This window comes from Streptomyces sp. NPDC096339 (assembly GCF_044762985.1).
In the GTDB taxonomy this organism is placed as follows: Bacteria; Actinomycetota; Actinomycetes; order Streptomycetales; family Streptomycetaceae; genus Streptomyces.
Genome location: NZ_JBIWFI010000017.1, coordinates 133,808 through 157,907 on the forward strand (window position 1 = coordinate 133,808; position 24,100 = coordinate 157,907).

19 protein-coding genes are annotated in these 24,100 nt (G+C 72.4%); 8 read left to right on the forward strand and 11 right to left on the reverse strand.

The annotated features are described in order from the left end of the window. Positions 1-14: 14 nt before the first annotated feature. A complete protein-coding gene (locus ACIQ5Y_RS22350) occupies positions 15-617 on the reverse strand; it encodes a hypothetical protein (protein ID WP_403883028.1) in 603 nt (200 codons plus the stop codon). A gap of 265 nt (positions 618-882) precedes the next feature. Here ACIQ5Y_RS22350 and ACIQ5Y_RS22355 point away from each other — a divergent pair, with 265 nt between their 5' ends. Further along, positions 883-2,607, forward strand: a complete 1,725-nt coding sequence (locus tag ACIQ5Y_RS22355; RefSeq protein ID WP_403883031.1) for a carbohydrate-binding module family 20 domain-containing protein — start codon at positions 883-885, stop codon at positions 2,605-2,607. Between the two features lie 116 nt (positions 2,608-2,723). Further along, entirely contained in the window at positions 2,724-8,096 is a 5,373-nt protein-coding gene (gene pulA, locus ACIQ5Y_RS22360) for a pullulanase-type alpha-1,6-glucosidase (protein ID WP_403883034.1), read from the forward strand. Here the strand turns inward: pulA and ACIQ5Y_RS22365 are convergent. Genes ACIQ5Y_RS22365 through ACIQ5Y_RS22380 form a run of 4 tightly spaced genes read right to left on the reverse strand, consistent with a single transcriptional unit; the run spans position 8,083 to position 11,331 of the window. Next, complete coding sequence (locus ACIQ5Y_RS22365) at positions 8,083-8,619, reverse strand: GNAT family N-acetyltransferase (RefSeq protein ID WP_403883037.1); 537 nt, start codon at positions 8,617-8,619, stop codon at positions 8,083-8,085. The two genes, pulA and ACIQ5Y_RS22365, sit on opposite strands and share 14 nt — an antisense overlap. 25 nt (positions 8,620-8,644) lie before the next feature. After that, positions 8,645-9,358, reverse strand: a complete 714-nt coding sequence (locus tag ACIQ5Y_RS22370) for a TetR/AcrR family transcriptional regulator (protein WP_403883040.1) — start codon at positions 9,356-9,358, stop codon at positions 8,645-8,647. 24 nt (positions 9,359-9,382) lie between these two features. Continuing rightward, positions 9,383-10,429, reverse strand: a complete 1,047-nt coding sequence (locus ACIQ5Y_RS22375; RefSeq protein WP_403883043.1) for a PDR/VanB family oxidoreductase — start codon at positions 10,427-10,429, stop codon at positions 9,383-9,385. Next, positions 10,426-11,331: a metal-dependent hydrolase gene (locus ACIQ5Y_RS22380; protein ID WP_403883046.1), complete on the reverse strand. Its 906-nt coding sequence runs from the start codon at positions 11,329-11,331 to the stop codon at positions 10,426-10,428. The genes ACIQ5Y_RS22375 and ACIQ5Y_RS22380 overlap by 4 nt, the downstream gene beginning before the upstream one ends. A 125-nt stretch (positions 11,332-11,456) precedes the next feature. Here ACIQ5Y_RS22380 and ACIQ5Y_RS22385 point away from each other — a divergent pair, with 125 nt between their 5' ends. Then, positions 11,457-11,789, forward strand: coding sequence for a hypothetical protein (locus ACIQ5Y_RS22385; protein WP_403883049.1), 333 nt, complete (start codon positions 11,457-11,459; stop codon positions 11,787-11,789). Between the two features lie 69 nt (positions 11,790-11,858). On the opposite strand, the gene ACIQ5Y_RS22390 is transcribed toward ACIQ5Y_RS22385, so the two are convergent. The 3 genes from ACIQ5Y_RS22390 to ACIQ5Y_RS22400 form a co-directional block, all read right to left on the reverse strand. Next, positions 11,859-13,805 carry a hypothetical protein gene (locus tag ACIQ5Y_RS22390; RefSeq protein WP_403883052.1) on the reverse strand — a complete coding sequence of 649 codons (1,947 nt, stop codon included), beginning with the start codon at positions 13,803-13,805 and terminating at the stop codon, positions 11,859-11,861. Positions 13,806-13,873: 68 nt separating this feature from the next. After that, on the reverse strand, positions 13,874-14,668 hold the full coding sequence (locus ACIQ5Y_RS22395; protein WP_403883055.1) for a tyrosine-protein phosphatase: 795 nt from the start codon (positions 14,666-14,668) through the stop codon (positions 13,874-13,876). 67 nt (positions 14,669-14,735) lie between these two features. Beyond that, positions 14,736-15,332, reverse strand: a complete 597-nt coding sequence (locus ACIQ5Y_RS22400; protein ID WP_403883058.1) for a rhomboid-like protein — start codon at positions 15,330-15,332, stop codon at positions 14,736-14,738. Positions 15,333-15,451: 119 nt separating this feature from the next. Here ACIQ5Y_RS22400 and ACIQ5Y_RS22405 point away from each other — a divergent pair, with 119 nt between their 5' ends. Then, positions 15,452-16,141: a hypothetical protein gene (locus ACIQ5Y_RS22405; protein ID WP_403883061.1), complete on the forward strand. Its 690-nt coding sequence runs from the start codon at positions 15,452-15,454 to the stop codon at positions 16,139-16,141. Positions 16,142-16,219: 78 nt separating this feature from the next. Next, on the forward strand, positions 16,220-17,683 hold the full coding sequence (locus ACIQ5Y_RS22410; protein ID WP_403883064.1) for a PepSY-associated TM helix domain-containing protein: 1,464 nt from the start codon (positions 16,220-16,222) through the stop codon (positions 17,681-17,683). 84 nt (positions 17,684-17,767) lie between these two features. Here the strand turns inward: ACIQ5Y_RS22410 and ACIQ5Y_RS22415 are convergent, their stop codons facing one another. Together ACIQ5Y_RS22415 and glnII are read right to left on the reverse strand one after the other, a co-directional pair. Further along, complete coding sequence (locus ACIQ5Y_RS22415; protein ID WP_403883067.1) at positions 17,768-18,361, reverse strand: winged helix-turn-helix domain-containing protein; 594 nt, start codon at positions 18,359-18,361, stop codon at positions 17,768-17,770. Positions 18,362-18,815: 454 nt separating this feature from the next. Then, positions 18,816-19,835, reverse strand: coding sequence for a glutamine synthetase (glnII, locus tag ACIQ5Y_RS22420; RefSeq protein ID WP_403883070.1), 1,020 nt, complete (start codon positions 19,833-19,835; stop codon positions 18,816-18,818). Between the two features lie 235 nt (positions 19,836-20,070). Here glnII and ACIQ5Y_RS22425 point away from each other — a divergent pair, with 235 nt between their 5' ends. Further along, positions 20,071-20,988, forward strand: a complete 918-nt coding sequence (locus tag ACIQ5Y_RS22425; RefSeq protein WP_403883100.1) for a Gfo/Idh/MocA family protein — start codon at positions 20,071-20,073, stop codon at positions 20,986-20,988. A gap of 33 nt (positions 20,989-21,021) precedes the next feature. Here the strand turns inward: ACIQ5Y_RS22425 and ACIQ5Y_RS22430 are convergent, their stop codons facing one another. Continuing rightward, on the reverse strand, positions 21,022-21,630 hold the full coding sequence (locus ACIQ5Y_RS22430; RefSeq protein WP_403883073.1) for a hypothetical protein: 609 nt from the start codon (positions 21,628-21,630) through the stop codon (positions 21,022-21,024). A gap of 195 nt (positions 21,631-21,825) precedes the next feature. Between ACIQ5Y_RS22430 and ACIQ5Y_RS22435 the strand changes: the two genes are divergently transcribed. Beyond that, positions 21,826-22,620 (forward strand): alpha/beta fold hydrolase, encoded by a 795-nt coding sequence (locus tag ACIQ5Y_RS22435; protein ID WP_403883103.1) that lies wholly within the window; start codon positions 21,826-21,828, stop codon positions 22,618-22,620. Positions 22,621-22,748: 128 nt separating this feature from the next. Beyond that, entirely contained in the window at positions 22,749-23,210 is a 462-nt protein-coding gene (locus ACIQ5Y_RS22440; protein WP_403883076.1) for a GNAT family N-acetyltransferase, read from the forward strand. The last annotated feature ends 890 nt before the right edge of the window (positions 23,211-24,100 follow it).

Here is a 24,100-nt window from a genome sequence, read left to right on the forward strand (position 1 = left end):
ATGCGGGGCGTGGGTCAGGCGGCGGACTTGAGTCGGTCCACCTGGTGCTTGGCGGCGACGTTCACCTGGTCGAGGTTGGTCTCCACGGCCCAGATGTACACGAGGACGCTGCCGACGCGCATGGTCGTAGCGGTCACCCGGTTGTTCCCGAACGCGTCGGTCTCGTCCGCTCCGGCCTCCACCTTCACAGGCTGGGGAGTGGGCTCTATGTCCGTGCGCCGCTTGGCAGACAGGCTCTTCATCGCCGCCGTCGCGGACTTCGGGGAGTCGAACGAGAAGAGGCTGAACTCGACCTTGGTTTCGTCCGGCCCCCTCCTCGTGAGCTCCTTCATGCCCGCGGCCACCAGCCCGTCGCACGTTGCCGCGGTGGTCTCGGTGCAGTACGTCCGGGCTTCTTCCCCTCCTGTGGCCACCGCCTCGTCCCCGGCGAGGTTGTTGCCCAGGCTCGTATCCGTCGGGAGTGCCGACCGGATCTGTTCCACGGACAGGGGGCCGGAGGTCTTGCCCTTGGCGCCGGCGCTTCCGGGCGTCGGCGTGCCTCCCGCGTCATTTCCGCAGCCGGCCAGCGCCGCCACCAAGGCGATCGCGCAGACAGTTCCCCGTACAACGGCCTTCACTCTGAACTCCAGTCGTCTCTTCCTGATGTGATGATCAGTTAAGCATCGACCGTCCCGGGCGCCCACCCCGCTCGGTGCTCCGCCCGGCTCCCCACGATGCGTTCCTCTCGGCGGCTCCTCGGCGGCTCCTCGGTGGTTCCCTCGGCGGCCCCCGGCGAGACACCTGACGGAAACAATTCTGCAATTTCTTGCGCAAGGTATTGCAGGCCGGTTGGCGGCGCCATACGGTCGCCTGCAATCCCCCCTCTCCGCCAGGAGGTCCCACATGCCCCCCACCGTGCGAACCGCAAGAACCGGCAGAGCCCTGCTGGCAGTCGGCGGTCTCGCCGCCGCGACCCTCACCGCCGTCGCGCCGCAGGCGCAGGCCACGCCCCCCGGGGGGAAGGACGTGACCGCCGTCCTCTTCGAGTGGCGCTTCGACTCCGTGGCCAAGGCCTGCACGGACAGCCTCGGGCCCGCCGGGTACGGGTACGTGCAGGTGTCGCCGCCGCAGGAGCACGTCCAGGGCGGCCAGTGGTGGACCTCGTACCAGCCCGTCAGCTACAAGATCGCCGGGCGGCTCGGCGACCGGGCCGCCTTCAAGAGCATGGTCGACACCTGCCACGCCGCCGGGGTGAAGGTCGTCGCCGACTCGGTGATCAACCACATGGCCGGCCCGGCGGACGCGGGTGCCACCTACACCGGGACGGGCGGGTCTTCGTACACGAAGTACAACTACCCGGGCACGTACTCCGGTTCCGACATGGACGACTGCCGGGCGACGATCTCCAACTACCAGGACAAGGCGAACGTCCAGAACTGCGAGCTCGTGCAGCTCGCGGATCTGGACACCGGCGAGGAGTACGTCCGGGGGCGGATCGCCGGGTACCTGAACGACCTGCTGTCGCTCGGGGTGGACGGCTTCCGGATCGACGCCGCCAAGCACATGCCCGCCGCCGACCTCGCCAACATCAAGTCCCGGCTGACGAACCCGTCGGTGTACTGGAAGCAGGAGGCGATATACGGCGCCGGGGAGGCCGTGTCGCCCTCCGAGTACCTCGGCAACGGCGACGTGCAGGAGTTCCGGTACGCGAGGGACCTGAAGAGGGTCTTCCAGAACGAGAACCTCGCCTATCTGAAGAACTTCGGCGAGGCGTGGGGGTACATGCCGAGCGGGCAGTCCGGCGTCTTCGTCGACAACCACGACACCGAGCGCGGAGGCGACACCCTCAACTACAAGAACGGGTCCGACTACACGCTCGCCAGCGTGTTCATGCTGGCCTGGCCCTACGGGTCGCCCGACGTGCACTCCGGGTACGAGTGGAGCGACAAGGACGCCGGTCCGCCCAACGGCGGCACGGTGAGCGCCTGTTACGCGGACGGATGGAAGTGCCAGCACGCCTGGCGGGAGATCTCCTCCATGGTGGGCTTCCGCAACGCGGCCCGCGGGCAGGCCGTCACCGACTGGTGGGACAACGGGGGCGACCAGATCGCCTTCGGACGGGGTACGAAGGCGTACGTGGCGATCAACCACGAGGCGAGTGCCCTGACCCGTACCTTCCAGACCTCCCTTCCGGGCGGCGACTACTGCGACGTGCAGAGCGGGCGCGCGGTGACCGTGGATTCCGCCGGCCGGTTCACCGCCACGCTCGGGGCGGGGACCGCCGTCGCGCTGCACGTGAACGCCCGCAGCTGCTCGGGCGGAACCACCCCGGTCGCTGCCGGCGCCGCCTTCTCCGTCAACGCCACCACCGTCCCCGGCCAGAACGTCTACGTCGTCGGCGACCGCGCCGAGCTCGGTGCCTGGAACACCGGCAGCGCGCTGAAGCTCGACCCGGCCGCCTACCCCGTCTGGAAGCTCGACGTCACCCTTCCGGCCGGCACGTCCTTCGCGTACAAGTACGTCCGCAAGGACGCCTCAGGCAACGTCACCTGGGAGAGCGGCGCCAACCGCACGGCCACCGTCCCCGCGAGCGGCAAGGTCACGCTGACCGACACCTGGCGCAGCTGAACCGCCCGCCCTCCACAGACCAGGGCCGCCCGGCACCCTTCTCCCCGCCACCGCCGGGCGGCCCTCATCCATGCGCCGTCCATGCGATATGTGATCCGTACACAAGGAGATTCGCCTTGATACGCCCTGCCGCAGGAGCCCTCGCCGCCGCCCTGGCCGTGACCCTCCTGCCCGCGCTCCCGGCCGCGGCCGCCGCCGCGACGCCTCCCGCCCCGCCCTCGGACGCGAAGCTCGCCGCCGAGCCGGCCCGCCACGACCTGACCAGGGAGCAGTTCTACTTCGTCCTCCCGGACCGGTTCGCGAACGGCGACCCGCGCAACGACCGGGGCGGACTGACCGGCAGCCGGCTGGAGACCGGCCTGGACCCGACGGACAAGGGCTTCTACCAGGGCGGTGACCTCAAGGGGCTGACGGATCGGCTCGACTACATCAAGGGGCTGGGGACGACGGCCATCTGGATGGCGCCGATCTTCAAGAACCAGCCGGTACAGGGGAAGGGCGCCGACGTCTCGGCCGGGTACCACGGCTACTGGATCACCGACTTCACCCAGGTCGACCCGCACTTCGGGACCAACGCCGACCTGGAGAGGCTGATCGAGAAGGCGCACGGGAAGGGGATGAAGGTCTTCTTCGACGTCATCACCAACCACACCGCCGACGTCGTCGACTACCGGGAGGCGTCCTATTCGTACCTGTCCAAGGGGGCGTTCCCGTACCTGACGAAGGACGGCGTGCCGTTCGAGGACGGGGACTACGCCGACGGGAAGGGGAAGTTCCCGAAGGTGGACGGGGAGTCCTTCCCCCGGACCCCCTTCGTGCCGGAGGCGAAGAAGAACGTCAAGGCGCCGGCCTGGCTCAACGACCCGACGATGTACCACAACCGGGGCGACTCCAGCTTCGCCGGGGAGTCCTCCGAGCAGGGCGACTTCTTCGGTCTCGACGACCTGTGGACAGAGCGTCCCGAGGTCGTCGGCGGGATGGAGAAGATCTACGAGAAGTGGGTCGAGGACTTCGACATCGACGGCTTCCGGATCGACACCGTCAAGCACGTCAACACGGAGTTCTGGACGCAGTGGGCGACCGCCCTCGACAAGTACGCGGCCAAGCGCGGCCGGGACGACTTCTTCATGTTCGGCGAGGTGTACTCGGCGGACACCGCCGTCACCTCCCCGTACGTGACGCAGGGGCGGCTCGACGCCACCCTCGACTTCCCGCTCCAGGACGCGATCCGCGCGTACGCCTCCCAGGGCGCGGCGGCCTCCCGGCTGGGAGCCGTACTGGCCGACGACTACCGGTACACCACCGACAAGGCCAACGCCTACGAGCAGGTGACCTTCCTCGGCAACCACGACATGGGCCGCTTCGGGACCTTCCTGAAGCAGGACCGGCCGGGGGCGGGGGAGCGGGAGCTGCTCGACCGCTACCGGCTCGCCAACGAGCTGATGTTCTTCTCCCGGGGCAACCCGGTGATCTACTCCGGTGACGAGCAGGGCTTCACGGGCGCCGGAGGCGACAAGGACGCCCGCCAGCCACTGTTCGCGACGCAGGTCGCCGACTACCTCGACGACGACCAGCTCGGAACGGCGCGCACGCACGCGAGCGACGCCTACGATCCGGGGCATCCGCTCTACAAGCAGATCAGCGCTCTCTCGAAGCTGGTCAAGGACCACCCCGCACTGCGCGACGGCGTCCAGAGCGAGCGCCTCGCCGACGGGTCGGTCTACGCCTTCGCCCGGACCGACGCGCGTACCCGGACCGAGTACCTCGTCGCCGCCAACAACGGGGGCGAGCCGAAGACCGTGGAGATCGACGCCCCGGCCGGTGCCCTGTACCGCACCCTGTACGGCGGCAGCGGCACCTCCGCGATCTGGGCCTCCGCCGCCGGCAGGCTCACCGTCACCGTCCCCGCCTTCGGATCGGTGGTGCTCCAGGGAGCCGCTCCCCTCGCCGCTCCGGCCGCCAAGCCCGCCCTCACCCTCAAGGCCCCCGCCCCCGGCGCCACCGGGACCGTCGAGCTGAGCGCCGACGTGACCGGCAACGGCCCCGGCGCCCTGAACCGGGTCGTCTTCGCCGCCCAGACCGGCAACGGCAAGTGGCAGGTCCTCGGCTCCGCCGACCACGCCCCCTACAAGGTCACCCAGCACATCGACGCCACGACCCCCGCCGGCACCGCCCTGCGCTACAAGGCCGTCGTCGTCGACTCCGCCGGCCGCACCGCGAGCGCGCTCGCCGACTCCGTCACCGGCCAGACTCCGCCCACCCCGGTCCCCACCGCCACCCAGCGCGACTACGCCGTCGTCCACTACAACCGGCCCGACGGCGACTACACGAACTGGCGGCTCTACGCCTGGGGCGACATCGCCGACGGCGAGCAGACCCCCTGGCCGGCCGGCCACGACTTCACCGGCCGCGACGCCTACGGCGCCTTCGCGTACGTCCGCCTCAAGCCCGGCGCCTCCTCCGTCGGCTACCTCGTCATCGACAAGGACGGCAACAAGGACGTCTCCGCCGACCGCACCATCGACGTGACGAAGACCGGCGAGATCTGGCTGGAGCAGGGCAGGGAACCCGCCCGCACCGACCGGCCCGCCTATCCGCCGCAGGACACGGCCAAGGCCGTCCTGCACTACCAGCGCCCGGACGGCGCCTACGACGGCTGGGGGCTGCACGTCTGGACGGGCGCCGCGAACCCCACCGACTGGTCCAAGCCGCTGATGCCCGTCCGCACCGACTCCTACGGCGCGGTGTACGAGGTTCCGCTCGGGGCCGGTGCGACCTCCCTGAGCTACATCCTCCACAAGGGCGACGAGAAGGACCTCCCCTCCGACCAGTCCCTCGACCTGAAGGCCACCGGCCACGAGGTGTGGATGCTCGGCGGCAAGGAGAAGTACCTCCTGCCGCAGCCCGCCGGCTCCTCCGCCGCCCTGGACCTCACCAAGGCCCAGGCCGTGTGGATCGACCGCGACACCCTCGCCTGGAACGCCCCCGCCTCCGCCGCCTCCGTGCAGCTCCTCGCCTCCCGCGACGGCGCCGTCAAGGCAGCGAACGGCACCCTCGAAGAGGGCGGCGCCCAGTGGCTGCGGCTGGGGGCCCGCTCCGAGCTCACCGCCGCGCAGAAGCAGAAGTTCCCGCACCTCGCCTCGTACGCCGCCTTCACCGTCGACCCCCGCGACCGGGACCGGGTGCGCGACTCCCTGCGCGGGCAGCTCGTCGCGAGCGCCCGTGCCGCGAACGGGGCCGTCCTGGCCGCGACCGGCGTGCAGCTCGCCGGGGTACTGGACGACCTGTACGCGAACACGGCCCCCCTCGGCCCGGTCTTCAAGGACGGGCGGCCCACCCTCTCCGTGTGGGCCCCCACCGCCCGGCAGGTCTCCCTCGAACTCGACGGCGGCCGGACGATCCCGATGCGCCGCGACGACTCCACCGGCGTCTGGTCCGTGCGCGGCGACCGCGACTGGGCGGGCAAGCGCTACCGCTACGCCGTCACCGTGTGGGCACCCACCGCCGGGCAGGTCGTCCGCAACCTGGTCACCGACCCCTACTCCACCGCCCTCACCGCGGACTCCGCCCACAGCCTCGTCGTCGACCTGGCCGACCCGAAGCTCGCCCCGCCCGGCTGGAGGGAACTGCGCAAGCCCGCGCCCGTCCCCTTCACCTCCGCGCAGATCCAGGAGCTCCACATCCGCGACTTCTCCGTCGCGGACCGCACCAGCGGCCACCCCGGGCAGTACCTGGCCTTCACCGACACCGGCTCGGCGGGCATGCGGCACCTGCGCGACCTGGCCGGCGCGGGGACCTCGTACGTCCACCTCCTCCCGGCCTTCGACATCGGCACCATCCCCGAGAAGGCCGCCGACCGCACCGAACCGGCCTGCGACCTCAAGGTGTACGCGCCCGACTCCGACCGGCAGCAGGCCTGCGTGGCCGCCGCGGCCGCCAAGGACGCCTACAACTGGGGTTACGACCCGCTGCACTACACCGTCCCCGAGGGCTCGTACGCGAGCGACCCGAACGGCACCGCCCGGACGGTCGAGTTCCGCCGCATGGTGCAGTCCCTGAACGGGGCCGGGCTGCGGACCGTCATGGACGTGGTCTACAACCACACCGTCGCCGCCGGGCAGTCGGACAAGTCCGTCCTCGACCGGATCGTGCCGGGCTACTACCAGCGCCTGCTGGCCGACGGCTCCGTCGCCAACTCCACCTGCTGCGCGGGCACCGCCCCCGAGAACGCCATGATGGGCCGCCTCGTCGTGGACTCCGTCGTCACCTGGGCGAAGGAGTACAAGGTCGACGGCTTCCGCTTCGACCTCATGGGCCACCACCCGAAGGCCAACATCCTCGCCGTCCGCAAGGCCCTCGACGAGCTCACGCCCGCCAGGGACGGGGTCGACGGCAAGAAGATCGTCCTCTACGGGGAGGGCTGGAACTTCGGCGAGGTCGCCGACGACGCCCGCTTCGTGCAGGCCACGCAGAAGAACATGGCCGGCACGGGCATCGCCACCTTCTCCGACCGGGCGCGCGACGCGGTCCGCGGCGGCGGCCCCTTCGACGAGGACCCGCGCGTACAGGGCTTCGCCTCGGGCCTGTTCACGGACCCCAACGCGTCCCCCGCCAACGGCGCCCCCGCCGAGCAGAAGGCCCGCCTCCTGCACGACCAGGACCTGATCAAGGTCGGGCTGTCCGGCAACCTCGCCCCGTACACCTTCACCGACAGCACCGGCCGCCGGATCAAGGGCTCCGAGCTGGACTACAACGGGGCCCCGGCCGGCTACGCGGCCGCCCCCGGCGACGCCCTCGCCTACGCGGACGCCCACGACAACGAGTCCCTGTACGACGCCCTCGCCTACAAGCTGCCCACCGGGACGCCCACCGCCGACCGGGCCCGCATGCAGGTCCTCGCCATGGCCACGGCCGCCCTCTCCCAGGGCCCGGCCCTCTCCCAGGCGGGCACGGACCTGCTCCGCTCCAAGTCCCTGGACCGCAACTCCTACGACAGCGGCGACTGGTTCAACGCCGTCCACTGGGACTGCCGCGAAGGCAACGGCTTCGGCCGGGGCCTGCCCCCGGCCGCCGACAACGCCTCCAAGTGGGTGTACGCCAAGCCGCTCCTCACCGGACCGGCCCCGGGCTGCCCGGACATCACCGCCGCCTCGGCCGCCTACCGGGACCTGCTGAGGATCCGTACGACGGAACCCGACTTCGCCCTGACCACGGCGGAGGCCGTCCAGAGCCGGCTCGGCTTCCCGCTCTCCGGCACGGACGAGACCCCGGGCGTGATCACCATGACCCTCGGCGGCCTGGTGGTGGTGTTCAACGCCACCCCCACCGACCAGGCCCAGCGCGTCCCCGCCCTCGCGGGAACCGCCTACACCCTGCACCCGGTCCAGGCCGGCGGCTCCGACGCCACGGTCAAGCGGTCCGCGTACGACACGAGGACAGGAGAGTTCACCGTGCCCGCCCGCACCGTCTCGGTCTTCACACGGCGGTGAGCCGGTCCAGCCGCTTCTCCAGCAGGATCACCCCGTAGACCCTGCCGTCCTTCCCCACCTTGTTGGGGAGCTCCCCGACCACCCGGTAGCCCGCACCCTGGTAGTACGCGAGCAGCCGGGGGTTGGTGGAGACGCAGTCCAGCCGCGCCCGCTCCCGTCCGGTCCCCGCGATCCGCCGCTCGGCGTGTTCGAGCATGCGGCGCCCGGACCCGGCGGGCGCGGCCTCGCGTTCCACCATCAGCCGGTGCACGTAGCCCGCCACGGGCGGCTGCACGCCCCAGGCCTCCTCGTCGGACCACCACAGCTCGTACGCGCCGATCACGCGCCCGTCGGAGTCCCCGGCGAGCCACACCTCCCCGTCGCGCATCCGCGCGCGGAAGTGGTCGGCGTCCTTGTCGCCGGGCTTCCACTGGTCGATGCCGTTGGCCCGCATCCACTCGGCCGCCCGGTCGTACAGGGCGACCAGGGTGCCGGCGTCCTTCTCCTCGGCCTGCCGGAACAGGATCCCGCCGTCAATGATCACGCGGACATTATCGCCACACGCAAGATCATCGCGGGCCGGGTACGGCCGGTACGAGCGCGGCCAGCCGCCCGACCAGCTCCCCGAACGGCCCGTCGGCCGGCTCGTCCGCCAGGATCCGTACGAGGATCCCCGCCATCTCCGCGTCGTACGCGGCGCTCACCGCGGCCAGCGCGGCGAAATCGTGCACCAGCTGCAACTCCAGCTCGGCGCGCGGGATCCGGCGCCCGTCCAGCCAGATCAGCGCGGTGGACTCGGCGAGCGACACCCAGGACCGCACCACGAGTTCGAGGCGGGCCGGCGGACTCTCGATCCCGATGCCCAGGTGGGTCAGGATCTGCTCGTAGGCGGCCTGCCGGACCTCGTCGATCATGGCGTTGGTGCGGCTGCTGCCGGCCGCCGGACCGCCCCGCATCAACGCCGAGAAACCCGGCCCGTGCTCGTCGACGAAGGCGAAGAACCGCCCCATCACCCGCAGCAGCCGCGCGCCCAGCGGCCCCTCCCGGGGCTCGTCGAAGCGCGCCGCCAGGTCGTCGGCGGCCCGGCGCAGCGCGGCCTCGTACAGGCTCAGCTTGCCGGGGAAATAGTGGTAGACGAGCGGCCGGGATATCCCCGCGGCCGCCGCGATCTCGTCTATGGACACGTCGTCGGGCGAGCGGTGGCTGAACAGCTCCAGGGCAACCCCGATCAGCTGCTGCCGCCGCTCCTCGACACCCATCCTGCGCCGCACGCCGGTTGTCATGCGGGACACCCTACTTCGGACGGGTCAGAGGTCCAGGACGAGGCGGTCCCCCTTCGCACGAGAGACGCACAGCAGCATGGAGTCCTCGCGTTCGCCGTCGGTCAGCAGCTCGTCGCGGTGGTCCACCTCGCCCGCCAGCACCCGGTGTTGGCAGGTCCCGCAGAACCCCTGCTCGCACGAGTAGGGAGTGGCGGGCAGCTCCCGGCGGACCGCGGCCAGGGCGGATTCGTCCGCACCGACCTCGATCTCGCGCCCCGAGCGGTGCAGTTCGACCGTGAACGGCTTCGCGGGACCGGGCGCCGCCGCCGGAGCGAAGCGCTCCAGGTGCACCGCCGCCGGATCCGGGACCGCCGCCGTGACGGCCGCCATCAGGGGCTCGGGGCCGCAGCAGTAGACCGGCGTGCCGGGCCGGACGGAGGCGAGCGCCGTCAGATCGGGCAGACCCGTCTCGTCCTCGGGGGCGAGCGTGACCCGGTCGCCGTACGCCGCCAGTTCGGCGAGGAACGGCATCGAGGCGCGCGAGCGGCCCCCGTAGAGCAGGGTCCAGTCCGCCCCGGCCGCGGTCGCCGCCCGGAGCATCGGCAGGATCGGGGTGATCCCGATGCCGCCCGCGACGAACGCGTACGAGGCCGCCGGGACCAGCTCGAACCGGTTGCGCGGCGGGCGCAGTTCCAGCTCGGCGCCCTCCACCAGTTGGGCGTGGGCCTCGCGGGAGCCGCCCCGGCCGTCCTCGATCAGCCGGATCGCGATCGTGTACCGGCCGGAGTCCGCCGGGTCCCCGCACAGGGAGTACTGGCGGACCAGCCCCGAGGGCAGGGTGATGTCCACGTGCGCGCCAGGGGCCCAGGCCGGCAGCTCGGGCGACTCCACGGTCAGCCGGACCACGCCCGCGGCCGGCTCTTCGCGGGAGACGATCAGCGCGCGCAGCGTCCGGCGCGGCGAGTAGCCGGAGACCGGGGTCTCCAGGGCGGGCAGCGGCCACAGCGGGGACTTCCCGATCCGGCGGCTCACCGCGCGCTTGGCGACCCAGGCGGCTCCGGCGACGGCGGTGACGGTCAGAGCGCGCCTCATGCCTTCACCCCGCCGTGGCCTCCGTTGGCCCCGGGGGAGGAGGCGAGGTAGGCCACCGCCTGCGCCGTCGAGCCGTGCTGCGAGGGGTGGTACGTACGGGAGAGGTACTGCGGGATGGACTTCAGCATGGCGCCCGTGGAAGGCAGTACGCCCTGCTGCCCGGCCCGGAAGAACTGGCCGAAGGAGGCCTTGCCGTCGACCAGGTGGGGGTCGTTCTCCATGAAGAAGCGCACCCCGCGCTGCCACAGGAACACCAGTGCCGAGAAGGCCGTGGCCCACGTCCTGGCGCGGCGGCGGTAGTTGCCGTCCAGGTGCATGAAGAGGTCGAAGGCCACCGAGCGGTGCTCGACCTCCTCCGCCCCGTGCCAGCGCAGCAGGTCGAGCATCATCGGGTCGGCGCCCCGCCGGTCCAGCTCGTCCGCGTTCAGCACCCAGTCGCCGAGGAACGCGGTGTAGTGCTCGATCGCCGCGATCATCGCGACCCGCTCCATCAGCCACCAGTGGCGCGCCTTGCCCGGGGGCAGGGTCCGGTCGCCCAGCAGCTTCTCGAACAGCCAGTCCACCTGCGCCGTGTACGGGGTCGGGTCCAGGTCCAGCCGCTTGAGGTGGGGGAGTACGTCGTCGTGCGCGGCGGCGTGCATGGCCTCCTGGCCGATGAAGCCGATGACGTCCGCGCGCAGCCGCTCGTCCGTGATGTGCGGGAGCACCTGCTTGTAGACGTGGACGAACCACCGCTCACCGGCCGGCAGCAGCAGGTGCAGCACGTTGATCATGTGCCCGGCGAAGGGGTCGTTCGGCAGCCAGTGGAGCGGGGTGTCCTCCCACCGGAAGGACACGTTCCGGGGGTTCAGGTCTATGTGTTCCGACGCCACGGGGGCGGGCGCGAGCGGCGTATTAGACATGGCGTCAATGTACTGAGGGGTAGGGGAGAGGAAAAGCCCTCTGCACCCACTTCCTGCGCGCGGCCGCGGCGGCCCGGGCGTTGACGCGGGCGTGACGTAAGACGGGACCCTTCGTTGGTCCCTGCATGAAGATCAAGAACATGCTGCTGACCGGCTTCGCGACCGCTGCCGCCCTCGCCGCCGTGGCCCCCGTGGCCTCCGCGGACACGGGCACGGGCCAGACCCCCCAGAAGGCCGGCGCGGCGACCGCCACGGCCGACCTCTTCGGGCAGGCGCACCACGACCTCGGCCTCGACCGCATCGGGGACCACGGCAACGTGGAGACCCTGAAGGCCTCCCCGCTCACCGTCGGGGTGGCCGACGGCATCGAGGAATCCCCCGAGACCGTATCCGCCCTCGCGGGCCCGGTGGACGGCCTGAGCGGAACCGGGGAACTGGTACTGCCCACCGGCTCCTGAGCGTCCTCGTCCGTCACGGGTCCCTCCTCCCGGCGGCAGCCGGGAGGAGGGACCCGTCCGGTCACAGGGCTACCGCAGCACACCCGCCTTCGACCCGTCCGTCAGCTTGCCCGACAGGTCCACCTGCGCACCCTCCTTGGCCTTCACCGCCAGCCGGTTGCCGTTCGCGGAGCCGTTGACCCCGCCACCCGACACCGACAGCGACGCGAACTGCGCGCTGCCCGCGGCCAGTACGTACCACTGCCCCGCACGGGACTTCCACAGCACGCCCGCCAGCACCCGCGGCTCCCGCGACCCGCACGCCTGCGATCCCTCCGCCTTGGCCGCCTGCGCGGCGAGCGGGGCACCCGGAGTCAGGAACTGCGCCTGCACCCGGTCCGCCGAGCCCTGCCAGGTCTCGGCCCGCGTGCACAGCCAGGTCGCCGTCCCGTCCCCCTCCGGCAGCGGCTGCTTCGCGTACGTCCAGGCGTTGACCGTACGGACCCCGTGCGAGCGGACCGAGGGCAGCAGGCAGGCGATCCGCGACCAGTCCGCGAGCTCCGCGCCCTCCGTCACATCCCGCTCCGCACCCGGCGCGCCCGACGTCAGCCGGGCCGGGGTCAGTTCACCGAGGTCCGTGATCAGCCGGGTGGCGCCGTCGCCGGTCAGCGCCAGCGCGTTCCAGCTCGTACAACTGCCCGCGGGGGCGGGGCTCGGCACCGGCGGGGTCACCCCGTCCGGCGCCGTCTTCAGCGTCACCGGGGCCTCGCCGGGCTTGAGCAGGTCCCGCAGGGCCGCGCCCGTGACCCAGGGCGCCGTCAGGTAGCGGACGTTGCCGTCGACCCGGCTGAGCACCAGCGCCGTCGCGGTGTCCGCCGAGGCGCCGTCGGTCCGGGCGAAGTCGAGGGCGGCGCCCGCGGACCCCGTACGCGGCTCGGCGTAACGGACCACGCGCAGGCCGTCGTACAGCAGGACCACCACGGCCTGGTCGACGGCGCCCGCGAACAGCAGCTGCGCCGGGCCCATCGGCGGCCCGGCCGGAGTGCCCGGGGTTGCCGAGACGACCACGGAGGAGCCGGGCCGGGCCCAGACGGCCAGCGCCCGCCGCAGCAGCGCGGAGTCGGCGGCGCGGTCGCCGCGGGCGGGCCAGGTGGAGAAGTCCGTACGGGAGGACGCCCGCCAGAGCGCGGGCTCGGCGCGGACCAGCTTCGCCGGATCCAGGGCCTGCTCGGCCGCCGCGTTGCGGGAGTACGGCGGGGCGGCCGCGCCGTCCGCGCCCCAGCCCCCGCCGGGCAGCGCGAGCAGCGTCCCGCACACGGCGAGCGCGGCCCCGGCGGCGAGCCCGGCCCGCACGAGCCGGCGGCGGCGCAGCAGGTCGGTGGGCCGGGCCTGGAGCACGCACGGGTCGAACTCGGGGGAGGCGAAGAGGGCGTCGTTCGCCGGATCCCCCGACTCGGCGACCGCGGCGGCCGGGTCCGCGACCCCGGCCTCGGTGAGCACCCGCAGCACCTCGGACTCCGGCAGCCGCTCCAACGCCCGCAGCGCGCAGGCGGCCCGGCCGGGCCCGTTCAGGGTGGCCAGCCACTGGTCGAGGGCGAGCTCCTCGGCCCCGCCCGAGCGGGGGAACAGCCGAAGCCCCCACACCTGGGGGAGCAGCGGCGGGAGCTGCGCGCGGCGCGGAAGGGCACGGAAGGTCAGCGGGATCCCGGCTTCGAGGGCGGCGCGCAGCACGCGCAGCCGTACGTACGCGTACCCCGCGTCGCCCGCACCGCCGTTCCGCTGCCCGGGAACCCCGCCGGGGACCCCGCCCTGCACGGCCGCGGCGGCCGCCACCGCGTCCCGCCGGCCGCGCGGCAGCGCCCGCTGGGCCAGCGAGTGGGCGGTGAGCACCCGGCGGTTGCGTCCGAGGGCGGGAGGCAGCACCAGGTAGGCGAGCCGCACCAGCCGCGGATAGTGCTCGACGATGGCGGCCTCGGCCTGCTCGACGTCGGGCGGCACGGGAGACGGGGGGCGGGTGGCGGTATCCGGCGCAGTCACGTTCAGCAGAACGAGCGAATGGTCGGATGGTCACCCGCGAGTGGCGCCCGCGGGGTGGGGCGTCGGCGTCAGGCGATCAGCCGGGCGCGCAGCGCCTCGACCTTCTCGTCGGAGACGCCGAGCCCCTCGCGGACGTACTTCTCCATGGAGCCGTAGCGCGTCTCGACCTCGTCCAGCGCGGCCTCCAGGTAGGAGGGGAAGACGCCTATCAGGGCGAGCGCTATCTCCGGGTCGCCGCCGGCCGCCGTGAAGCCCTCGATCATCGGGGCGAAGGCCTGCTTGACCGCCGGGTTGACGGACAGGTACTCGGCCATCAGCGTCTCGTCGTCCGCCCCGAGCAGCGACAGGATGATCGTGGCGCCCCAGCCCGTACGGTCCTTGCCGGCCGTGCAGTGGAAGAGCAGCGGGCCCGCCTGCGGGTCGGCGAGCTCCTCCAGCAGCATCCGGTACGAGGCCTGCGCGGAGGCGGCGGCGACGAAGGACCGGTACACATCGGCGAACAGGGCCTGCGCCTTGCCGCCGCCGAGCCGCTCCTCGGCGACCACCGGGTCCGACAGCAGGTCCTTGAGCTGCGCGGCCGCGGGCATCTTGCCGGAGCTCATCTTGTCCGCCAGCACGTCACCGACCAGCGCCTTCGCCCCTGCCGGAACCCGGTCGGGGTGGTCGGTGCGCTCGGCGGAGCTGCGGAAGTCGATGACGGTGGCCAGGCCCAGCGCGGCCACCGCCGGGTCGGCGTCGAGGTCGAGCCGGTCGAGCTGGCCGGAGCGCAGGACCAGGCCGGAGCGAACGGTGCGGCCGCCGGTCAACGGGGTGCCACCGAGGTCGCGGAGGTTGGCGACGGTGGTGGAGGGCAAGGCGGTCATCGTGGCGGCTCCGGCGGTAGCTGTATGCGGTTGGTTCGAGCGGTCAGACGATCAGACGGTCAGACAGTCAGGCGATTCGTGCCATTTTCCGATGTTTCGCGTCGGAAAGACAATCGAAGACCAGCGAGATCCCCACGCCGATCCCCAGCGCCGCCAGGTGCCCGGCGTCCGTGAAGGTCCGGCCGCGCTTGACCACGGGGGCCACGGCGAGGGCCAGCAGCCCGGCCCGGGCGGTGGTGCGCACCGCTCCGCGTGGTAGTGCCGAGGTCAGCGCGCCGAGTACGGCGTTGAATCCGTAGCTGGTCCCCACGTCCAGGGCGCGCCGGGTCCGGGTATCGGTCGTCCTGCGCAGGGCGCCGTATACGAGGAGCGTCGCCGCGGCGTGCCCGAACAGGAACACCGCCGCCGTCCACCAGGCTCCGTACGCGTACTCGGCGTATCCGAGCACCGCGACGAGCAGCAGCGCGTACGGCAGGGGCATGGGCTCCTCGACGACGAGCGCGCTGGTCAGCAGCGTTTCCCAGCGCCCGCCGGCGAGATTTTCGACGTTCGTCGAGCAGCCCCGGAGCAGCCGCTCCCGCTCGGCCGGCTCCAGCCGGTCCAGGACGTGCGCCCCGAGCTGGACACCGCCGGAATACACCACTCCCAGTGGAATCGGATTCACCGCTCCATGATCGGATACGGCCCTCTGGCGGCCGCCACCGGGCCCCGTGCGAACATGTCCCGGCCATGTCCATGACCCCCGCGCCGATGCGCATCACGCGAGCCGCGACATTCGCGGCGATGTGCGTCGCTTTGGGTGCGCTGGGGCATTCGTACATGTCCGGTACGGACATCCCCCTCGCAGGGCTTCTGTGTGCTTTCGCGGTGACCGCAGGGCTCGCCTGGACGGCCACCGGACGGCGCCGGGGCCCCGCCGGGATCGGCGCGGCGCTGCTCGCCGTGCAGGGGGTGCTGCACCTCGTCTTCTCCCGGAGCCAGACGGCGAAGCCCGCTCCCGCTCCCGCGCACCATCACATGCCGGGCATGGACATGGGCATGGACATGGACATGGGCGCGGGAGCGATGGGCTCCGCGGCCCCCGGCACCGCCGACCTGAGCGGCACGGCCGACATGGCCGACCTGGCGGACATGGCCGGCATGGCCGGGTACGGGGGCGCCGGGATGATCGCCGCCCACGTGCTCGCCGGGCTGCTCTGCGCCGCCTGGCTGGCCTGGGGTGAGGCCGCGGTCTTCCGGCTCGCCCGCGCCCTCGGCGCCGCCGCGCTGCACGCGGCCCGGCCGCTCGCCCGCGCGTTCGCCCTCGCGGCGGCCCGGGTGGCCGCCCCGCCGGCCCCGCCCGTCCTCCGGCCCCGGTCCGAGCGGCCGCGCCGGCTGCGGGGCGCCCTGCACGCCCACGCCGTGGTGCGCCGGGGGCCGCCCGCGTACCGAGCGTTCAGCACCACGGCCCCCGGCCACCCTGCCCGCGCCTGACCGGCGCGCTCCTCGGCGAGGAGGAGGCGAGACCCGGGGCCGCTTCCCCCATGTCTTCGCCAACCCCTAGGACCCGACATGTCCCTTGACGAGACTCAGGACGTCCGCACCCCGGACGCCGATCCCGACACCACCGCCATACCCAAGAAGAGCCCCGGGGGCTGGGCCGCCCTGCGGCCGCTGCTCCTGCGCATGCACTTCTACGCGGGCCTGCTGATCGCCCCGCTGCTGTTCCTCGCCGCCACCACCGGGCTGCTGTACGCCGGTTCCTGGCAGGCCGAGAAGATCCTCTACTCCGACGAGCTGACCGTCTCCCGGGTCGGCGACAGCGCCCTGCCGCTCAGCGCCCAGGTCGAGGCGGCCAAGAGCGCCGCGCCGGAGGGCGAGGTCGTCTCCGTATGGCCCGGGCCCGACGCGGAGGCCACCACCCGGGTGATCATGGAGAAGTCGGGTCTCCCCGAAGGCGAGACCCTCACCGTCTTCGTCGACCCGTATACGGGCGAGGTGCGCGGGCAGCTCGCCACCTCCGGCGACGCGCTGCCGCTGCGGGCCTGGCTGAGCGAGTTCCACGCCAGCCTCCAGCTCGGCGAGTTCGGCCGGAACTACAGCGAGATGGCCGCGAGCTGGATGTGGGTCGTCGCCCTCGGCGGACTCGCCCTGTGGATCGGCCGCCGCCGCAGGCGCCGGGCCGAGCTCGTCCTCCCCGACCGGACGGCCACCGGCCGCCGCCGCACCCTGTCCTGGCACGGGGCCGTCGGACTCTGGTCCGTCGCCGGGCTCGTCGTGCTCTCCGCCACCGGTCTGACCTGGTCGAAGTACGCCGGCGAGAACATCGGGCAGCTCCAGGACCGCCTCGGCGGCGCCACCCCCAGCGTCTCCGCCAAGCTGAAGCCGGGCGCCGGCGCGGCCGACGGGGGCGACGAGCACGCCGGCCACAACATGGGTCCCGGCGAGGAGATGCCGCCCGCCGCGCCCACCGCGGACATCGGCCTCGACAAGGCCGTGGCCGCCGCCCGCGCCGCGGGGGTCACCGAGGAACTCCGCATCACCCTGCCCGCCAAGGGCAAGGGATACGTGATCAAGGAGCAGGACAAGCAGGTGCCGGTGCACCTGGACGCCGTCGCCGTCGACCCCGCCGACGGCAAGGTCATCGACGAACTCCGCTTCGCCGACTACCCGCTGCTCGCGAAGATGACCCGCTTCGGCATCGACCTGCACATGGGCAAGACCTTCGGGCTCGTCAACCAGATCGCGCTGGCCGCGCTCGCCGTCGCCGTGATGTTCCTGGTCTTCTGGGGCTACCGGATGTGGTGGCTGCGCCGCCCGACCAAGGACCGCAGGCTGTCCGTCGGCCGCGCCCAGCCGCGCGGAGCCTGGCGCAAGCTGCCGGTCACCGCGCTGCTGCCGCTGGTCGCGGTGACCGCGGTGGTCGGCTGGTTCGTCCCGCTGCTCGGGATCAGCCTGGTGGCGTTCCTGGTGATCGACGTGGCCCTGGGCTTCGTCGCGCGACGCCGGGCGGCTGCCGCCGGGGCGGGCGCGTGAGCTGACGCGACGTGGGCCCGTACTCCCTGGGAGGGGGTACGGGCCCACGCGCGCCCTCTGGTCGAGCCCGGCTCAACGGGCCGGTCAGGGGGCGTACTTGTACCCCACCCGGCGGACCGTCTGGATCGCGTTGCGGTGGGCGGCGCCCAGCTTGCGGCGCAGCCGGGCGATGTGGACGTCCACGGTGCGGCCGTCACCGACGTGTCCGTAACCCCAGACCGTGGTCACCAGCTGGTCGCGGCTGTGCACCCGGTGGGGGTGCTTCACCAGGTGCGCCAGCAGCTCGAACTCCAGGTACGTCAGGTCGAGCACCTGCCCGTCGACGGCGGCCGTGCGCTGGGCCGAGTCGATGCGGACCAGGGCGTCGTCGTCGCCGTCACCGGCGGCTTCGGGAGCGAGGGAGGGTGCCGGCCCCGCCACGGCGTGCGGGGCGAAGGCGATCGGCGGCTGCTGGTCGGCCGGCACGAGCACCAGGTAGCCGATCATCGGCGGCTGCCCGGGCAGGGTCGGCAGGGCGTGCTGGGGCGCGGGAAGCCAGGTGGCACCGGGCGGAAGCAGATCCGCCACGCGGGCCACCTCGTTCCGGTCCACGGCGCGCAGCCGGTGGCGCGGACTGGGGGGATAGGACAGGGGCGAGGTCGCAGCGGAAGCGGAGACGAGGGAACGGGTGTTAGCCATGAGTGGTCAGCTCTTTCACGCGGAGGAATCGGCAGGAGACGTGCGTAGTGGCGTACGTCATCGGTGTCGTTCCGCGCAGACCGAAGGCCTGGGGCAACTCAGGTAGGAGATCCCGGAGGCTTTAGAGGGCCGGCGCGTTCTTCGCGCGGCAACACACCCGGTCGAAATCGTGATCCTGACGGGACGGCCAGAACGGCTCGAGGTCGCTGCGACCTGACGAGGTGTACGAGTGGCTGGCCATGGCCCCATTCAAGCAGAAGACCGGGCCCTCGGGCAGGCCCCGTCTCAGACCTTGGATCGGAATCTCATATTCCGGCATCAAGTTTCCATTAATTCAGGACAAACGGGCTGCGGTTCAGCGGCAGTTCCCACGCGTCACCGACAACGGCGCCCGCCGAGCCGCGGGGGCTCGGCGGGCGCCGTTGTCAGGAGGATGGTGTGACGTGGCCGGGGGTCAGACCAGGCCGTCCTTCTCCAGGCCCGTGCAGCAGGTGTCCACGATCAGGCGGGTCACCACGTACGGGTCCACGTTCGCGTTCGGGCGGCGGTCCTCGATGTAGCCCTTGCCGTCCTTCTCGACCTGCCACGGGATGCGGACCGAGGCGCCGCGGTCCGAGACGCCGTAGCTGAACTCGTTCCACGGGGCGGTCTCGTGCAGGCCCGTCAGGCGCTCGTCGATGCCCGCGCCGTAGTTCTTCACGTGGTCGAGCGGCTTGCTGCCCTCGCCCAGCGCCTCGCACGCGGAGATGATCGCGCGGTAGTCCTCGCGCATCGCCTTCGTGGAGAAGTTGGTGTGCGCGCCGGCGCCGTTCCAGTCGCCCTTCACCGGCTTCGGGTTCAGCGTCGCGGAGACGTTGAAGTCCTCGGCGGTGCGGTACAGCAGCCAGCGGGCGATCCACAGCTGGTCGGAGACCTCCAGCGGGCCGACCGGGCCGACCTGGAACTCCCACTGGCCGGGCATGACCTCGGCGTTGATGCCGGAGATGCTCAGGCCCGCCGCGAGGCAGTGGTCCAGGTGCTTCTCGACGATGTCACGGCCGAAGATCTCGTCCGAGCCGACACCGCAGTAGTAGCCGCCCTGCGCGGCCGGGAAGCCGCCGACCGGGAAGCCGAGCGGCCGCACGCCGTCGAAGAACGTGTACTCCTGCTCGATGCCGAAGATCGGCTCCTGGGAGGCGAACTTCTCCGCGACCGGACGCAGCAGCGCGCGGGTGTTCGACTCGTGCGGGGTCATGTCGATGTTCAGGACCTCGCACAGGACGAGGATGTTGTCGCCGCCGCGGATCGGGTCCGGGCAGGAGAAGACCGGGTTCAGCACGCGGTCGGAGGCGTGGCCCTCGGCCTGGTTCGTGCTCGATCCGTCGAAGCCCCAGATCGGCAGCGTGTCGCCGTCGGCCAGGATCTTCGTCTTGGAGCGAAGCTTCGCCGTCGGCTCGGTGCCGTCGATCCAGATGTACTCAGCCTTGTAGCTCACGGGCCCCATCCTCAGACTCTGCGGGTGCTGTGCCGGCCGCTGCCCTGCTTCATTGCCGCGCTGCGGTGATGACCGCAGCGTGCCCGCCCGCGATTTCCCTTCCGTTGCCCACGTGTGAACCCCGTGTTACCGAGGTTCGCGCCGCAGGTCGGGTGGGCTGTGCGGACCGGAAGCGGCTTGCGGCCGGGCGTCCGTCCGGGTGGGGCACCGGGTGGGGCAGACTGGGGCCGTGAGCATTTCGTCTGATTTGAGCTCGGTCGCGAACCCCCGCCCCAGGGTCGGGCTGCTCGGCACCGGCCCCTGGGCCCACCGCACCCACGCCCCCGCCCTCGCCGCGCACACCGGCTCCGAGTTCGCCGGAGTGTGGGGCCGCCGGCCCGAAGCCGCCGCCGAGCTGGCGGGCGAGTACGGCGTGAAGGTGTACGAAGACCCCGACGCGCTGTTCGCCGACTGTGACGCCGTGGCCTTCGCCCTGCCGCCCGACGTCCAGGCCCCGCTCGCCGTCCGCGCCGCCGCGGCCGGCTGCCACCTGCTGCTCGACAAGCCCGTCGCGACCACCGTCGAGGAGGCCCGGGCCGTCGCCGACGCGGTGGCGCGCCATCAGGTCGCCTCCGTCGTCTTCCTCACGCTGCGCTTCGCCGAGCCCACCGCCGGCTGGGTCGCCGAGCAGGCCGGCCGGGAGGGCTGGTTCACCGCGGCCGCCCACTGGCTCGGCGCCGTCTTCCCGCCCGACGGCACGCCCAGCGCGTACGCCGACTCGCCGTGGCGCAAGGAGAAGGGCGGGCTCTGGGACGTGGGCCCGCACGCGCTGTCCGTGCTGATCCCGGTCCTCGGCGAGGTCACCGCCGTCAGCGCCACCCGGGGCCCCTCCGACGTGGTCCAACTGGCCCTGCGGCACAGCTCCGGCGCGGCCAGCACCGCAGTCCTGAGCCTGGGCGCCCCGCGCGAGGCGGCCGGGGTGGGGCTGGAACTGCGCGGCACCGAGGGCGTCCACGCCCTGCCGGGCTGGAGCGACGTACAGGGCGCGTACGGGCGGGCCCTGGACGCGCTGCTCACGGCGGGCCGCACCGGGGTGCCGGATCCGCGGGGCGCGGAGTTCGGGGCGCGACTGACGGAGATCCTGGCGGAGGCGGAGGCGCAGCTTCCCGGCTGATGCCCCGCTGTCGGGCCTTCGGCCGTCAGGTCTTCATTTGATGACCGCGTTGGCCACGATGATGACGAGGCCGATCGTGGCGTCGGCCAGGCCGATGAGCAGTGCCGAACCGAGCCGGTAGCCGACCCGGAGCGCCACGAAGGAGCCCCAGGCGAAGAGCAGCGCGGTGTTCAGGCCCAGTCCGACCGCGGTCACGCCGGAGCGGTTCCAGTCCGTGATCCCGGCCGCGACCAACAGCAGCACGGTGGGCAGGGTGGCCACGATCATCGGCCACTCGTTCCACAGCGCCCGGACGAGCACGTGCCACCGGTGGGCGGCGGACCCGCGGTGGTGGGTGGTCATGTGGTGCGAATAGCCGTGCGCGAGCCCGGCGGCGGCCGCCGTCACGAGGACCCAGCTGGCGTCGTAGAACGGGGTGTACTCGTCGCCCTGCTGGTCCAGCGCGGCGAGCAGGGCGCTGGCCAGTACCGTCCCGTACACCCCGCCGAACATCCAGTCGGCCCCGCGCCGGGGAGGGGGGAAGGGGGAGTGGGACGTGGACTTGGCCTGGGGCTGGGGCTGGGGCTGGGGCTGGGCCTGGGCCTGGGGCTGGGATTCGGGCTGGGGCTCGGGCTGAGGCGTCGGAGGCGTCGGCTCGGTCACGGCGGGTCCTTTGTTGCGGTTCGTCCGTATTCGTTATCCCGCCACCCTACGAGCGTCCAGGACGCGGTACGTCAGGTGGGTGACCGCCGGGGAGCCGATCACCCGTACGCGCTCGAAGGAAGGGAGAAGCTCCTCTCCCGGATCGTCCTGGCCACCACCGACCGAGTCGATGGCATGATCACCCTCATGGCCGACATGACGTGGTCCGAGCGGACCGTGGTGCGGGACGGGGTGCGGCTTTCCTGCCGGGACTGGGGCGGGGACGGGCCGGCCGTCCTCCTGCTGCACGGGCTGGCCGGGCACGCGGGCGAATGGGACGCGGTGGCGCGGCACTTGAGCCCCCGGTACCGGGTCGTCGCCGTCGACCAACGGGGGCACGGCGCCAGCGAACGCCGTCCGCGGGACGTGTCGCGTGCCGCCTACGTCGCCGATGTCCTGGCGGTGGCCGACCGGCTGGAGCTGGGGCGTTTCGTGGTGGCCGGGCAGTCGCTGGGGGGCCACGCGGCCATGCTCTTCGCTGCCGCGCACCCGGAACGCGTTCGAGGACTCGTACTCGTCGAGGCCGGACCGGGCGGGGGGAGTCCGGAGCTCGTCGACGAGATCGGAGCGTGGTTCGACTCCTGGCCGCAGCCCTTCCCCACGCGGGGAGCCGCCGTCGAGTTCCTCGGCGGCGGACCCGTAGGCGAGGGGTGGGCGGACGGTCTGGAGGAGCGGGATGGCGGATGGTGGCCGCGGTTCGACCGCGACGTCATGGTCGGCTCGCTGGAGGAGAACGCCCGACGGTCCTGGTGGGAGGAGTGGGAGCGGGTCGCCTGCCCGGCCCTCGCCGTCATCGGCCAGAACGGCATCATCGACGGGCCGGAAGCCGGGGAGATGCTGCGGCGACGGCCGGACACCCTGGCCGTGAGCGTCCCGGGCGCGGGGCACGACGTACATCTGGAACGTCCCGAGGTGCTGGGCGGGCTGGTCGCGGAGTTCCTGGCGCGGTGAGCGGGCCGGCCGCCCTTCCTGTCCGCGGTGGCGTCCGGGCTCGCGGCGATTCGACAGCGTGGCGCAATGCGGCTGCTCCCGGTTGGCGCATGATCGGTGACATCGTTGCCGACCACGGGGGTTCCCACATGTCCGACATCCGCGTCCGCGCCGCCCGGCCCGAGGACTTCGCCCAGTGGCGGGTCCTCTACCGGGGCTACGCCGACTTCTACAAGGTGGAGCAGACGGAGGCCGCCGCCGAGACCGTGTGGTCGTGGGTGAACGACCCCGGCCACGAGGTCGGCGCCCTGGTCGCCGAGGACGCCGACGGCCGGCTCCTCGGCCTGGCCCACTACCGTCCCTTCGCCCGGCCGCTGTCCGCGACGGTCGGCTGCTTCCTCGACGACCTGTTCGTGGCGCCGGAGCACCGCGGCTCGGGCGCCGCGGACCTGCTGCTCGGGGCCCTGCGCGAGCTCGCCGGGGAGCGCGGCTGGAGCGTGGTGCGGTGGATCACCGCCGACGACAACCACCGGGCACGCGGCAAGTACGACCAGGTGGCCACGCGAACCATGTGGGTCACCTACGACATGGCGCCGGGGAAGACGGAGTAGGTGCGGGGCGGGCGGGGGTAGCACGACTTCACGCGCTCGGGACCATCACCCCCTCGGGCCACCGGGGCCGGGCGGTGGCTGCCCACCCGCCTCCTTGGGTGCGGGGCGGTGGGCGGGGAGCCCCGGAGGGGCGGAGGAGATCCGTCGTCCGGGACCTGGGTTGGCGGTGCCCCGGCCGGTCCGTGGTGAAGAGGGGTTGGGGGTTTCCCGTCAGTCCCATAGTCCTTCCGTGTCGGGCCGGCCTGTCAAGGGCGCTCCTCCTTCGTCGTCGCGTCGCTGCGCGATCGCCTGCGGCGACCCTTGACAGACCGTCCCGCCACGGAAAGACAAGGACTGCCGGGAACCCCCCAAAGGAACGGGCCGGGCCAGAGATTCCAACACGGGCCGACAGCAATGCCCGACCAGGCTCCCGCCCAGCGGGCCTCACCTCGGGCCCCCCACCTCGCCCTCCGGGCCGCGCAGGCGGCCACACCCCTCCAAAGGTCGACCACAAGAGCCTGAGCGGGAGGAAGGGCGCCACAAATCGCTACGCGCTCCTCACGTCTCGGCGTCCGGCCCCCGTCCGGGGCTGGTCACGCACCAGATCGCTACGCGCTTCTCCCTGACGGCGTCCACGGCCTCTTCGGGCTGGTCATAAGCCGCCGACGATCGCTACGCGCTTCTCGGCGACGGCGACTGACCCCCGTCCGGGGCTGATACTCGCGGTGACCCGAAGGGAGCCCGAAATGGCCGCCGTCCGGCTCCTTCTCTCCTCTCGACAGCCGTCGGACGCCGTCATGGAGGACGATTCAAGGATGTAGGCGGCTTATGTCCAGCCCACGGCAGCTGTCGGACGCCGTCAAAGAGGAGCGCGTAGCGATCTGGGGCGAGACCAGCCCCAGACGGTCGTC

What these genes read in the sequence shown, in the direction of transcription:
- ACIQ5Y_RS22355 (WP_403883031.1), top strand. Translation starts at nt 883, where the DNA reads ATGCCCCCCACCGTGCGAACCGCAAGAACCGGCAGAGCCCTGCTGGCA.
- ACIQ5Y_RS22370 (WP_403883040.1), bottom strand. Translation starts at nt 9,358, where the DNA reads ATGACAACCGGCGTGCGGCGCAGGATGGGTGTCGAGGAGCGGCGGCAG.
- ACIQ5Y_RS22375 (WP_403883043.1), bottom strand. Translation starts at nt 10,429, where the DNA reads ATGAGGCGCGCTCTGACCGTCACCGCCGTCGCCGGAGCCGCCTGGGTC.
- ACIQ5Y_RS22380 (WP_403883046.1), bottom strand. Translation starts at nt 11,331, where the DNA reads ATGTCTAATACGCCGCTCGCGCCCGCCCCCGTGGCGTCGGAACACATA.
- ACIQ5Y_RS22385 (WP_403883049.1), top strand. Translation starts at nt 11,457, where the DNA reads ATGAAGATCAAGAACATGCTGCTGACCGGCTTCGCGACCGCTGCCGCC.
- ACIQ5Y_RS22395 (WP_403883055.1), bottom strand. Translation starts at nt 14,668, where the DNA reads ATGACCGCCTTGCCCTCCACCACCGTCGCCAACCTCCGCGACCTCGGT.
- ACIQ5Y_RS22405 (WP_403883061.1), top strand. Translation starts at nt 15,452, where the DNA reads ATGTGCGTCGCTTTGGGTGCGCTGGGGCATTCGTACATGTCCGGTACG.
- ACIQ5Y_RS22410 (WP_403883064.1), top strand. Translation starts at nt 16,220, where the DNA reads ATGTCCCTTGACGAGACTCAGGACGTCCGCACCCCGGACGCCGATCCC.
- ACIQ5Y_RS22415 (WP_403883067.1), bottom strand. Translation starts at nt 18,361, where the DNA reads ATGGCTAACACCCGTTCCCTCGTCTCCGCTTCCGCTGCGACCTCGCCC.
- ACIQ5Y_RS22435 (WP_403883103.1), top strand. Translation starts at nt 21,826, where the DNA reads ATGACGTGGTCCGAGCGGACCGTGGTGCGGGACGGGGTGCGGCTTTCC.
- ACIQ5Y_RS22440 (WP_403883076.1), top strand. Translation starts at nt 22,749, where the DNA reads ATGTCCGACATCCGCGTCCGCGCCGCCCGGCCCGAGGACTTCGCCCAG.